This window comes from Streptosporangium sp. NPDC006007 (assembly GCF_040614315.1).
Lineage (GTDB): Bacteria > Actinomycetota > Actinomycetes > Streptosporangiales > Streptosporangiaceae > Streptosporangium.
Genome location: NZ_JBEXUG010000010.1, coordinates 48770 through 61466 on the forward strand (window position 1 = coordinate 48770; position 12697 = coordinate 61466).

A 12697-nucleotide genomic window follows, 5' to 3' on the forward strand; every position below is an offset into this window, starting at 1 on the left:
GACGGCGACCGCCAATGGGATCCACTCGGTAGGTTGCATGCTGTCACGACCTTTCGGTATGGGCGGTGGAGTTCCCGACCAGGTGAGGTCAATGTCAGCTTTGGCCTACAGGGTCCGGCATCTGATGCGGACTTGCTCGGAGGAATTCGTGCGGCTTGTCCTTCAGTGAGGCAGGCTGAACAGCAGTGGCTTGCGGGGCCGGTGCCGGGTACCACAGTGTTCGGCGCTGTCCGAACCACTGGCCGGACCCCTCGGCTTGCTAGCGGGCCTGTGTGAAGGGAAGCTTCGATGTCGTTCCTGTCGCCGACCGTTTCGCGCGGGCCGGTGCCAGATCCGGCCCAGGTGCACACCGCCACCGAACTGGCTAGCGCACTGGCTGTGCTACGAGCGGACCGCTCCTATGCCGCCTTGGATAGGGCGGTGCGGCCAGAGCGGTTACCACGCAGCACCATCGGTGGCCTGCTTACAACTGGTCGATGTACGGCCGAAACCCTGGAGCTTTTCTTGCGTGCCTGTGAGGTCCCGCGCGGTCAGTGGGTGAACTGGCGGGCAGCTCGCGAACGTACCTTGACTGCTTCCCCACTGGGTTTGGATGGGGCGATACGGGTGGCTCAAGCTGATCCGCGGCGACTGGGAGTACATGCGGCAATCAATGCTCTGGGCGCTACTGGCGATCTTCCGGCCTACGTCGAACGGGACACTGACACCAACCCGCATGGAGTGCGCGCCCTCATCCGCCAGGCCGCCCAGCGGGGGGGAATGGTGGTATTGGTCGGCTCCTCCTCAGTGGGCAAGACCCGCTGTGCTTTCGAGGCTCTGCAGGTCGTCGTGCCCGCCTGGTGGCTGCTGCACCCGACCGGGCCTGAGCAGGTGCGCCAAGCGGCTGCAACTGCACCAACGCGGTTGGTGGTGTGGCTTGATGAGCTCCAGAATTATTTAGGTGGCCCAGATAAGCTGGATGCGGGCACCATGCGTGCTCTTCTTGGTGCCGGCGCGATTGTGGTAGCTACGATCTGGCCTGAACGATATGCCACCTACACCGCTCTACCTTTCCCAGGGCAGGGCACTGACCTGTATGTCGGCGAGCGCGAGTTGCTCGGCTTAGCCGACGTTGTCCGGCTGAGTGACCGTTTTTCCATCCGAGAGCATGACCGTGCCCGCGCAGCTGCGGATGCGGGGGATTGGCGTATTGCACTGGCGCTGAAGTCTGGCGACTATGGGTTGACCCAGGTGATTGCCGCCGCTCCGCAATTAGTGCACTGTTGGGAGGCCGCCGATCCTTATGCGGCCGCAGTGCTCAATGCAGCCATCGATGCCACCCGCCTGGGAGTAACCTCTCCGCTGAGCACCGAGTTTTTGCGTCTGGCTGCTCCGGGCTACTGCGATGCCCGTCAGCGCGCAACTGCCCCATCTAACTGGTTCGAAGCTGCCTTGGCCTACGCTACCCAGACGCTGCGCGGTGCCGCAGCTGCCCTGGCTCCTGTCGCCGCTCCAGGCGCTATGGGCCAGATCGAGGGGTACCAGGTCGCGGACTACTTGCAACAGCACGCCGCAGCCAAACGCCACAGAATCAGCATCCCGGCCACCTGTTGGCAGGCTCTGGCTGACCACTTGATGGATCGCGGCGACCAAGAACGTGTTGGCAGAGCTGCCCGCGACCGGTTGTTGTACCGGTATGCCGAACCTCTGCTCCAAAAAGCCGCAGACGCAAACGTTTTTGAGGCGGCCAATATTCTAGCTGATCTGTTAGTTGAGCAAGGGCGCAATGAAGAACTCCGCACTCGCGCCGAAGCTGGTGATACGCCGGCCGCATGGCGATTAGCCGACATACTGGCCATGGATGGTCATGACGACGAAGCACTACAGTTCCTACGCGCACACGTCGATGCTGGCGGCGCTCACGTTGCCTGGCGGCTAGCCAATGTGCTGGTCAAGCAGGGCCATGACGACGAAGCACTACAGTTCCTACGAACTCAATTTGATGCTGGTGACCTTTATGTCGCCTGGAAACTAGCCGACATGCTGGTAGAGCAAGGTAAGCCCGATGAAGCACTAAAGGTTCTACATGCACAATCTGATGTCGACGATCTCTATGCTGGTATTCGACTGGCTAACTTGTTGGTCGAAGAAGGTCACCACGACGAACTTCGCGCCCGGGCTGAAGCTGGCAGTTCCTATGCCATTGGGCGATTGATCAACTTGTTGAACGAACAGGGCCATCACGACGAGGCAATGGCATTCTTACTCGCACAAGCCGATGCCGGTGACTCTCTCGCATCCTGGCGGTTAGCCGATCTGCTGGCCGAACATGGCCGACACGACGAACTTCGTGCTTGGGCTGAAGCTGGCAACGCGTCAGCCGCCGGACGGCTGGCCGACCTACTGGCTGAGCAAGGCCGTCACGACGAAGCGCTAGCGTTCCTCCGAGCTCAATACGATGCTGGAAATGTCCCTGTCGTTTGGAGCCTGGCCGACCTACTAGTCGGGCAAGGCCAGCGCAACGAAGCACTAAAACTTCTCCGCACTCAATACGATATCGGTGACGCTAGCATCGCCTGGAAGCTGGTCGACGTGCTAACAGAGAATGGCCAAGGCGATGAAGCATTGACAATTCTTCACGAGCAAGTCAACGCTGGTGAGACCTATGCTGCCAGTCGGCTGATCGACTTCTTGGGCAAGCAGGGTGATCACGATGAGGCTAGTAGATTGCGTTGTTTCGGGATCACCCTAGAGGAATGATCTAAGAACATGCCATAGAGTTTCTGAAACTGCACAGCACCCTGAAGCGGCTCACAACCTGCGAAACGTAGGTGTTGGAGAAATCCTTCCAGTTCCTCCGTCAGGATACTGAGGTCGTCTAACATGAACCGCTTCAACCTTCGAGAGTTGCTGAACATTGCTCTCGGATTCGGTGATGATCTGCCGCGGGAGCGGAGGGAGTAGATCGATCACTGATGGACCTTTGGCAGCCCTGCTATGACGTGTAATATGTGTGCAATGATTATGGTGGTAGTTAGGTCCTGAACGTGCTGCATGCCAGGTCAAAGGCAGTGTAGCCAGAGCAATGGTCACGTTCTGTAAAACCGTCGGCTCAGCCTACGCAGGTTCAAGTCCTGCACCTTCCACCCCAGCAGAAAGAGGCCCCTCACCAGCGCGAACGCGCCGGGGGGCCTTTTTCGTGTATCCGGTCGTCAACGACGATCTACGGGTACTTGCGTTGTATGTGCGTCGGCGCTCAGCCGGAGTTCTGTGAGGGTTTCAGCGCCTCGGTAATCAGCTTCCGGGCGTGCTCATCCTGTCCCAGGATGCACGTGGCGTAGACCCGCGATGGTCGGTGTGCCGTGATCGCTGATCGCAGTCCTGGCCTGGCGGGGTTGTCAGGCCAGGGCGAGGGTGACGGTGAAGCCGAGCGCCGCCTCGTCAGGAGCGGTCGACGTACCATTCACCGCAAACGCTCGGGCGGCCGTCGTTCGGCCGCATGCAGGCGCGGACGGCGAAGTGGTGCTGGGTGTCGGTGTTCCAGTTCATTACCTGCTGCGAAGCTTGCTGGAACGGGCCGCACTGCTTCCAGCCGCCGCGGCTGATGACGATGTTGTCGTCCCTGAAGTGCGTGGGGACGCTGCTGGGCATGGCCTGGAGGCTGCGGTCGGCCCACACCTGGTCTCCGGACCGGTAGGTGGCGGCGCTGATCATGGCGAAGCTGTGGTTGAAGGCCCTGCCGTTGCGTAAGTCTACATTCCGGCCGTAGGCGGAGAACGACACCCCCCACCCGACGCGGCCGAAGACGTCGAAGGAGTAGTTGTCGCATTCGGACGGTGTGGCCGTGATGGAGCCGGTTCGCGCGTCCGTCGTCGTTCCGGCGTGTGCGGGGGAGGTGAGGCCGAGCGTGCCGAGGACGAGGAGTGCGGAGAGGGCCACGCGTCTTCTAATGGTCATCCTTCTGCCTTTCTGGCTGACGGGGTTGTGCCAGCTGGTGTCGCCGGAGATCACGTTGCGCCAGGGCCTTCGACGGCGTGGCCCGGACGGACTCCGGACAGCCTGACAACACGCGTGCTGCTCCGGCAATGGGGTGGGACAGCCCTGGGACAGTGAGAAATGATCATGGCTTTGCCCTGTGCCGTTCATGTCGTCTTGGGATACTTCACGTATTCCGGGCCGATGCGAGATGAGGTGGCAGGTGTCAGCGGAGCGGCTGGCCGAGTTGCTGTCCGAGCTGAAGCTGCGTGGCGGGCGCACATATGAGGCTCTGGGACGCCGTACCGGGATGAGCCGGTCCACGGTCCATCGCTACTGCCGCGGCGAGATCGTCCCGGACAGTTACGGCCCGCTTGAGCGCATCGCGCGAGCGTGTGGCGCCGACAAGGCCGAACTGGGCGAGCTGTACCGGCTCTGGGCAAAGGCGACCGCGTCTCCGGGCGCCGAAGCCGTGACATCCGGCTCGCCCGCGGAGAGCGACGTATCCGGCCAGGGGGGCATGTCGAGCGAAGGCGACGCGGCCGGCAAGGGCGGCGCGGCCACGGCGCCGGTGACGGTCACGCGGGAGCCCGCCCTCGCCTTGGTGGCGCCCGCCGCGAAGGGGGCGCCTGTCATCTCCGCGGCACCCCGCGCGGAGGAGGCGCCCGCCGTCTCCGTGACCTCTCCGGTGAGGAGCACGGCCCTCGCGGGAGAGGGCGAGACCGTCGAGATCGGTCCCGGCCTCGGCTGGGGGGCCACCGAGGTCGGCGGGTCGGGTGTCGCGGCCCGGCGGCCGAGGTGGGCGGGGGCGCGTCAGGGGCTCGCGTTCCTGAGTGCGGCGTTGGCGGTCGCGTGCTTGACGGTGCTCACGGCCAGCACGCCGCCCCCGCCCCCGAGTCCAGTCGCGCAGCCGCAGTGGATCACCGGGCCCGCCTGGACCAAGCCTCCAGCTCTTGTCCCGCGCACGTTGTTCGGTGTCACCATGAACAGTTCCACCGGCACCATGCCCGCCTTCCGGGTCGGCGCCGTGCGGCTGTGGGACAGTGAGACCCGCTGGGCCCAGATTCAGCCCGAGCGCGGCGAGTACGACTGGTCGGTACTCGAACGTCTCGTCACGGGCGCCCACCGGGCCGGCCTGCCCGTGCTGTTCGTGCTCGGCGGGACACCCGGGTGGGCGAGCCCCGGAGGTCCCGCGGCGCCGTACCCGGACGGGTCCAAGGCCGCACCGCCCGACGACCTCGCCGACTGGGACACGTTCGTGCGCGCCCTGGTCGGGCGTTATCGCGGGCGTATCGCGGCGTACGAGCTGTGGGTGCTCGGCAACGACCGTCGCTTCTACGCCGGCACCGTCGAGACGCTGGTCGAGATGACGCGACGGGCCAGCGTGGTCATCAGAAGGGCCGACCCCAAGGCCACAGTGGTCTGTCCGGGCATGGGGCGGTTATGGACGCCTGAGGGGCGAAGTGTGCTGCGGCGGTTCGCCGAGCTGGGAGGGTACGACCACTGCGACGTCGCGGGGATCAAGCTGCATCAACGCACCGCGTCCGATCCGCCCGAGAGCATGCTGGAACTCGCGACCATGGTCGATCGGACGATGCACAAGGTGGGGATACAGCCGCGCCTGTGGAGCACGGGCACGACCTACTCGATCCCCCTGGAACGACCGCTGGACGAGACCAGGGCGCGTAACTACGCGGTGCGTTTCTTTCTCACCGGGCTGTGGGCGCGGAACGTCAACCTTGAGCGCATGTACTTCTACAACTGGGGCGGCACCAAGATCCCGATCGTCCTTCAGGCCGAGGGAGGCGCTCCGACCCGTGCCGCGCTGGCCGTCGAGCAACTGCAGCGGTGGCTCGCTCACGCCCACAGCCGATCGTGCGGACGCGGCCTGGCGATCAATCTCCCCGAGAACGTGTGGCAGTGCGAGTTCACCGTGATCGAGCCCGACTGGGAGTACACCGCGACGATCCGGTGGGCGTTCTCCGGGACGGCCGACACCACCGCGGGCCCGAATGCTCACGTTGTTCGACGGTTGGACGGCGCCACCGTGCAGGTCAGGCCGGGGGATACCATCACCGTGACGGAAGAGCCCGTGCTGATCGAGGACCGTCCGTAGAGCGAGGCCGGGTCCAGGGGGACAGCGCTTGAGGAGTAGCGGGATCGAGTCCAGCCGGTTGGTGGGCCGCCATCGCCGGGTGGCGGAGAGCGCACCGTCTCCCGGCCGGCTGCCGCCGCTTATACCGGCGCCACGAATGCAGGGCAGACCACTTCGCGCCCTTCGTCGCCATCGCCGCCGCCTCGTTCGCTACCGCCGACTCACCACATAAGTCACTGCTTTCCGTGCTGTCGGCGCACCATCTCGGTGATCCAGATGGGCGCGAACGGAGACGTGCAGCCCGGGGAAGTCGGGTAGTCCTTGAGCACCTCCAGGCGCTCACCGATGTCGATCGCGCGGGTGCGGTGCTCGGCGTGCTCGATCCCGATCTGAGCCAGGCAGTGGTTCATCGCCCACTGCAGGCGATCCGGGGCGTCTTTCATCTCCGCCTCGATGACGTCGAGCAGTCCTGCGAGGTCGAGGCGCTCGGGCTTCTTCGCCACGCGTTCGGTGGTCAGCGCCCAGCCGGCACTCGCGACCACTGGATCCGGATCGGCGGACCAGGCCGGGCAGAGCTCTTCGGAGTGCGGGTTCTTCTTCACCACGTAGTTCACGAGCCAGTCGTGCACCTTGGGCGTGCGCGCCTCACGCACCATGACGTCCAGCTCGTCACGCTCGAACGCCTTCGGGCGGCAGATCAGGATCGCCAGCAGTCTCGCCGCGGTGTCATCCGTCTCCCAGAGCCGGCACGCGAGTTCCTGCTGCGTCTTCAGCCGCTTCGCGAGCGCGCGCAGTTTGCCGAGGTTCACACCGTGATCGTCACCGTGTTTCTCGTTCACCTCGCGTGCCCTCGGATCCTCAAGGTCGGCCAGCTCGGCCATCACCTCGGCCACCGTCGTCTCGGCCACCTCAGCCTCCTGTCCTCACGTGCGAGATTCAGCCTACGACGGAAGTCGGCCTCCTTACAGGTCGCGGGATCGCGCACCGAAATCGTCCACGCTGGTGATGCGGCGCCGACCTGATAGCGCCCTCACGGTCGACTGCCGGTGGCTGATCTTTTCTCGGGCCGGGACCGATCGGCGGGCCAGGACTTCGTCTCTGATGACAGCGCGGATGTGTTCCCCGATCCGGTCGGGGGGCGGATCCCTACCTCGTCTCAGGGGCCGAGGCCTTCTCGCCGTGGCCGGGGCACGGCCGGACGAGGGACGCGCCCGGCGGGGTAGACCGTGGGCTGCGCCCGTCTGTGCGGGCCGTATCCCTTTCAGGCGTTGGTGAGCGATGAGCTCTGGACAAGACCGGGGCCTGTGCGGGGCGCCGGGGTCACGGGCGGCTCAATCGCGGAGGCCGTCACGCCGTCCGCGCGACGCGACGCCGGCTTGAGCGGAGTGGTCCCGGCCTGGAGAGACGGTGGTTGGACGGCGCGTCACCGGTTCTTGGCGGAGCCTCACCTTGGCGGTCGGCCGTCTTCTGGCGCGATGACTCAAGCCGCCAGAGGCGGCGCCGGTCACCCGGGCGGGCTCAGTGTCGCTTGAACCGCCGCAGACCTCGGTTCTCCCGCCACAGCTCGATGACGAGATGGTCGGCCGAATCGCCGATCTTGGTCAGGACGACCTCGTGGATGTCGGCGCGGAACAGGTGGGACTGGCCGCTGGGCGAGGGGGCGAGCCGTTTGGCCTGGGAGGAGTCGGTGATCTCCACCGCCAGGCCGGACAGCTTGGCGTCGCCCGGCCATTTTGACGGATCGTCGTCGTCGGGGGTGGTGGACGCGCTGTGCAGGGCGAACCGCGGATCACGCTGGAGGTCGTGCGCCTTGCGGGAGCCGAACATCATGCCCAGCCAGAGGTCGCCGCCGACGAAGTCCACCTCGACGGCGCTGATACGGGGTGACCCGTCTTTACGCAGCGTCGCGAGCAACTTGTTTCTGTGAGCGTCGAAGAGTGTTTGCACCATGGCGGCGAACTCGGGTGCCGAGTAGATCACGTCATTCCAAGCAGCCACTGAAGCCTCCATTCTGGTGGGTGCGAGGGTGTACTCTCATGTGCCGGCGACGGAATTTCTTATAGCTCGCGGTGCTGTTCGACACGCAAATGAGAAAGGTTCTTGTTTATTTCCCGTGGCTCGGTCTTCAGGGCTTGGGGTGCGGGCCGGGGCCGGAGGAGCGCCGGGGTGGCCGCATGGGTGTTGACGTGTTGGTTCCGTACGGCGAGGCGCCGCCGGGCGGTCCGTCGGCCGGTGTCGCCGACCCTCTTCCACGGCCTGGTGGGGCGTTCTGCGATCAGGCGGTGGTCCGCGAGCGGAGGGGACGTCGCCGGGTCTCCTTGGTGGGGAAGAGCCGGGCACGGCCCCTGGCTCTGAGTTCCCCGGGGTGAGTGGCCTTTCACGGTACGATCATTGTATGCATCACCACCATATATCCCATGTCTAGTGTTATTTCGATTATATCGGTCGTCGTCTTATCGGGCCTGTCCGAAAGCGGACAGTGAATTAATCGGCGAAAGATTCGCCTGGTCGGCCGCCGGCCCGGGTGCCGTGGTCACGGCGGGTTCGAGGGCCGCGGGTGGGGGCTCGGCTCCGAGGGCGCCCGGCGGACACGCGTGCTCCACCCGCTCCGGGCACGCTCATCCGCCCAGCGCCTCCCACAGGGTGGCGAACTCCTCGACGGTCAGCGGACGCAGGCCGAAGTCGTCCGGATAGATCGGCCCCTCGGCCAGGAAGCCGTGCTCATCGTCGATGTGATCCCACGAATACCGCCGGGCCAGGCCGTCCGAGCCCAGTTCGGCGTGTTTCACCGGCCAGTACTCCCCGCCGTCGTCGATGACGGTCTCGAAGAGCCACACGTGACCGTCGTCGTCCACCCCGTGCCAGTACAGGTGCGGCCTGCCACTCTCGTCGAGCGCGCGGATCGCCGCTCTCCGCCGGTCCTGCAGCATTGTGCTCCTCGAAGTCGTCCGGCCGCCCCCACAGGTCGCCTCACCGGATGCTCTCGCTCGGAGGCGGTGCGGGGCACGTACACCGATGCCCCGCGGTGGGACAGTCTCCCGCACCGAGCCCCTCCTACCGGGGACGGGGCTCAGACGTCCACGAGAGAGGCCGGGATTCAGGCGTTCACGAGGGGGACAGGGGGACGGAGTTCGGGCGTCCACGAAGGGAGCGGGACTCAGGCGTCCACGAGGGGGCCGAAGACGAGCCGGCAGCGCCGCCGGTAGCCGCCGCGGAACAGCGACAGCATCACCGTCAGCGCGGGACCGGCCAGTTTGCGCAGCCGGACGAGCTCCTCGGGCCTGGCGTACACCTCGAACCTCGGCAGGTCGACCCTGACGTCGGTCCCCTTGCGGGCGGCGTCCTCGACCCGCTTCCAGTCGGAGACGGACACGTACGCGGTGATGATGGGGAAGATCAGCCGCTCCTCCTCCTCGATGTGCGCGTCGAGCATCTCGGCGAGCCTGGTGAGCGAGGTGGCGAGCGCGGAGGCGTCCCTGGTGGAGGAGAACATCACCGCCTGGCCGTTGATCTCGGCCAGCAGCGGGTCCAGCGCGGAGTGGTCGTCGCTCAGCTCGCGCAGGTCGACCACGGCTCCGGCGGATCGCTCGATGACGGGCCAGAGCACCTCGTCCTCCATCGTGTGGTGATGGTGGATGCCCGCGCACAGCGCCGTGATGAATCCGGTGATGGCCGTGGCGCGGGTCGTGTCGGCGGACTGCCGTCCCTCGGCCAGCTCCGTCGCGAGGACGGCCAGGCGGCGGGCCTCGCCCCGCATGGCGCGGTGGGCGATCTGGAATCCCAGCAGTTCGGGGGTCATCGGGGGTCTCTCCTCGGTCGGTGTGCGGTGTCCACCCGACCACGATGCGACAGTTCACTTGTCGCCCACTTGGGGACCACTTGGTGTGGTTCTCCAGGACGGAGAGACCGGGGGGAGACGGCTGGGCGGCGACGGACGTCGCTCAGCGAGCCGTGGCACCCGGCGCGAGGTACATCTCCAGCTGGATGTCGTCCGGATCCCGGAACGCGATCAGAGTGAAGCCCGTCGCCGGCGTGACCTTGATTCCGGAATGCGTGACACCGGCGTCGGTCAGCCGGGCGACCCACGCCTCCAGCTCGGCCTCCGTCTCCACCGCGAACGCCAGGTGGTCGAGCCCCGTCCGGCGTTCGCTGAACTCCGCGTCGGCGTCCGCGTGCCTGTGCCTCGTCAGCCCGATGACGACTCCGCTCGGGTGGCGCATGACGCGCCTCTCGAAGCTGTCGGTGTCCCAGGGAAACAGCGGCGAGAAGCCCAGGACGTCGCCGTACCAGCGCGCGGAGGTGTCAAGGTCGCGCACGTTCAGCGCGATGTGGTGGATTCCGGAGAAGTTCGCTTCCGACACGTGTTACGCCTCTCGTCGCCGTCTCGCCCGCCCGAGTACGTTCGCAACCTTAGAACCCTCCTCGCCGCCGGGGAGTGCCGGTCCACGAGCCGTGGAAGTGCCCGGTCGGCGGGTTGCGTGGGAGGCCGTCAACGATGCCGGGGGAGTGCCAGGTCGGCGGTGTCGCGGGAGCGTCCGGGGGGCTGTGGCGAGTGCCGTCAACGGTGTTCCCGTGACGCGGGAACCCGGCTGTCAACGGGGCTGTCAACGGTGTCCCCGTGGGGAGGGTGTGGTGATCCGGGTGGTCCTCGATTGATTTCGCATCGCGCTGCCGAGGCGTGTATGGTTACTCCTGTCCGCGGGGCGAAAGCCAAGCCGGACAGGCCCCTTTAGCTCAGTCGGCAGAGCGTCTCCATGGTAAGGAGAAGGTCTACGGTTCGATTCCGTAAAGGGGCTCGACAACTCCAAGGCCCTGACCGTCCGGTTGGGGCTTTTGGCTTGGGTGGGCCTCTGGAGCCACCCGCGACCCCCTCAAGATTCCCGGCGCACGGGTGGGCATACCGGGGAAACCCGGAAGTGATGGCCCTGACCTGCGCAAGTACGCAGTCACTCTGCGGGTCGGGTATCCTTGCGGGGGCCGTCGGTTTTGTCGGCCGCAAGGCGGAGTAGCTCAGTCAGGCAGAGCAAACGGCTCATAATCGTTGTGTCGCCGGTTCAAGTCCGGCCTCCGCTACTACCCTCCCGGCTCCTTCTTCATGAGGAGTCGGCGTGGGTTGTCCCAGTCTCAAACGTAGAAAGGCACTCCCAAGTGGCTGCCACCGACGTTAGGCCGAAGATCACGCTGGCCTGCCAGGAGTGCAAGCACCGCAACTACATCACGCGGAAGAACCGGCGTAACGACCCGGACCGGCTTGAGCTGAAGAAGTACTGCCCCAACTGCAAGACGCATCAGGCGCACCGCGAGACCCGCTAAGTCTCTGCGAAGCCTCCCGGTCTCCCCGGGAGATGGGTACCTTCAGCAGCGCTCTCATACTCGAACACAGACCGGCGCCCTCCGCGAGGGCGCCGGTCTGTCGTATCCGCACAGCTTTTCCGCCCGGGTGTTGACCGTGCTCGACAGCGGGACTCCGGTGCGGGCCGGGCTACCGTTTTCCGGGGGGCGTCCGGGAGGACGATCCCCGGAACCTTGTTCTGTTACTGTCGGCCTCACCAGCCCGGTATCCGCAAAGGAGCACGATGGCTCTGAACCGTGATTTCGTCGGGCGGGCGTCCGCGCCCTCCCCGCCCTACGAGGTCAGCCGTGTGAAGATCAAAGAGTTCGCGACGGCGATCGGCGACGACAACCCGATCTACCGGGACCGCGAGGCCGCCCAGGCCGCCGGTCACCCGGACCTGATCGCGCCGCCGACCTTCCCCATCGTGTTCAGCCTGGCAGGCGGCTCGATCCTGGAGGACCCCGAGCTCGGCCTGAACTTCGCCATGGTGGTCCATGGCGAGCAGCGGTTTGAGTATCGGCGCCCGATCCACGCCGGCGACGAGCTGGTCACCGTCTCGACGGTGACCGACATCCGCAGCGTCGGCCGCAACGAGTTCATCACCGTGAAGAGCGACGTCACCACCGTCGAGGGCGAGCTCGTCTGCACGACCTACAACACCATCGTCGAGCGTGGAGGGGCGGGCTGAGATGGCCGCGACTGTCAAGTACGACGATGTCCAGACGGGCCAGGAGATTCCCGCCGTCGACTATCCGGTCCGCCGGGTCAGCCTGGTGATGTACGCCGGGGCCTCCGGCGATTTCAACCCCATCCACTGGAACGAGCGTTTCGCCAAGACCGTCGGCCTGCCCGACGTCATCGCGCACGGCATGTACACCATGGCGCAGGCCGGCCGGTTCGTCACCGACTGGGCGGGTGATCCGGGCGCGATCGTCGACTACGGTGTGCGCTTCTCCTCCATGGTGGTCGTCCCGGACGACGAGCAGGGCACCGTCATCACGGTGAGCGGCGTCGTCGAGCAGAAGCTTGAGGACAAGCGCGTGGTGATCGCGCTGACCGCCAGGTCCGGTGACTCCCGGGTGCTCTCCAAGGCCCGCGCGGTGGTCCAGCTCGCCTAGCCTCGACGATTACAGACGTTCACCGGGTCGCGTGTCGTTCACCGGTTGAGCCCGGTTGAGCCCGGTCGCGGTGCCGGGCCTCCCGGGAGTGGTTCCGGGCCGTGTCTCCGGCCGTGGGCCGTGTCGCCCGGCCTCTGGACGGGGAGGAGGCACGGGCGGGATCGGCCCCCGGGTACGGCCCACCGGTCGGCGGCC

11 protein-coding genes and 2 tRNA genes are annotated in these 12697 nt (G+C 66.0%); 7 read left to right on the forward strand and 6 right to left on the reverse strand.

Going from position 1 to position 12697, the window contains the following annotated elements:
• Positions 1–288 precede the first annotated feature (288 nt).
• Complete coding sequence (locus ABZ194_RS10770) at positions 289–2739, forward strand: tetratricopeptide repeat protein (protein ID WP_355594676.1); 2451 nt, start codon at positions 289–291, stop codon at positions 2737–2739.
• Positions 2740–3420: 681 nt separating this feature from the next.
• Here the strand turns inward: ABZ194_RS10770 and ABZ194_RS10775 are convergent.
• On the reverse strand, positions 3421–3936 hold the full coding sequence (locus ABZ194_RS10775) for a hypothetical protein (RefSeq protein WP_355594678.1): 516 nt from the start codon (positions 3934–3936) through the stop codon (positions 3421–3423).
• Between the two features lie 241 nt (positions 3937–4177).
• Between ABZ194_RS10775 and ABZ194_RS10780 the strand changes: the two genes are divergently transcribed.
• Positions 4178–6070 carry a helix-turn-helix domain-containing protein gene (locus ABZ194_RS10780; RefSeq protein ID WP_355594680.1) on the forward strand — a complete coding sequence of 631 codons (1893 nt, stop codon included), beginning with the start codon at positions 4178–4180 and terminating at the stop codon, positions 6068–6070.
• A 212-nt stretch (positions 6071–6282) separates the two neighbouring features.
• Here ABZ194_RS10780 and ABZ194_RS10785 read toward each other — a convergent pair whose 3' ends face one another.
• From ABZ194_RS10785 to ABZ194_RS10805, 5 genes are all read right to left on the reverse strand, one after another.
• The gene (locus tag ABZ194_RS10785) at positions 6283–6957 is read right to left on the reverse strand and encodes a DNA alkylation repair protein (protein WP_355594682.1); all 675 of its coding nucleotides are present in this window, start codon (positions 6955–6957) and stop codon (positions 6283–6285) included.
• A gap of 610 nt (positions 6958–7567) precedes the next feature.
• Positions 7568–8047: a pyridoxamine 5'-phosphate oxidase family protein gene (locus ABZ194_RS10790; protein WP_355594684.1), complete on the reverse strand. Its 480-nt coding sequence runs from the start codon at positions 8045–8047 to the stop codon at positions 7568–7570.
• A gap of 620 nt (positions 8048–8667) precedes the next feature.
• Positions 8668–8979 (reverse strand): hypothetical protein, encoded by a 312-nt coding sequence (locus tag ABZ194_RS10795; protein ID WP_355594686.1) that lies wholly within the window; start codon positions 8977–8979, stop codon positions 8668–8670.
• Positions 8980–9206: 227 nt separating this feature from the next.
• Positions 9207–9848: a hemerythrin domain-containing protein gene (locus ABZ194_RS10800; RefSeq protein WP_355594688.1), complete on the reverse strand. Its 642-nt coding sequence runs from the start codon at positions 9846–9848 to the stop codon at positions 9207–9209.
• A 142-nt stretch (positions 9849–9990) separates the two neighbouring features.
• A complete protein-coding gene (locus tag ABZ194_RS10805; RefSeq protein WP_355594690.1) occupies positions 9991–10410 on the reverse strand; it encodes a VOC family protein in 420 nt (139 codons plus the stop codon).
• A gap of 362 nt (positions 10411–10772) precedes the next feature.
• Here ABZ194_RS10805 and ABZ194_RS10810 point away from each other — a divergent pair.
• The 5 genes from ABZ194_RS10810 (at position 10773) to ABZ194_RS10830 (ending at position 12502) form a co-directional block, all read left to right on the forward strand.
• A tRNA-Thr gene (locus ABZ194_RS10810) sits at positions 10773–10845 on the forward strand.
• A 203-nt stretch (positions 10846–11048) separates the two neighbouring features.
• Positions 11049–11122 (forward strand) — tRNA-Met (locus tag ABZ194_RS10815).
• A 75-nt stretch (positions 11123–11197) separates the two neighbouring features.
• Positions 11198–11362 (forward strand): 50S ribosomal protein L33, encoded by a 165-nt coding sequence (rpmG, locus tag ABZ194_RS10820; RefSeq protein WP_030921771.1) that lies wholly within the window; start codon positions 11198–11200, stop codon positions 11360–11362.
• Positions 11363–11625: 263 nt separating this feature from the next.
• Positions 11626–12072, forward strand: coding sequence for a MaoC family dehydratase N-terminal domain-containing protein (locus tag ABZ194_RS10825; RefSeq protein ID WP_355594692.1), 447 nt, complete (start codon positions 11626–11628; stop codon positions 12070–12072).
• 1 nt (position 12073) lies between these two features.
• The gene (locus tag ABZ194_RS10830; RefSeq protein ID WP_355594694.1) at positions 12074–12502 is read left to right on the forward strand and encodes a MaoC family dehydratase; all 429 of its coding nucleotides are present in this window, start codon (positions 12074–12076) and stop codon (positions 12500–12502) included.
• The last annotated feature ends 195 nt before the right edge of the window (positions 12503–12697 follow it).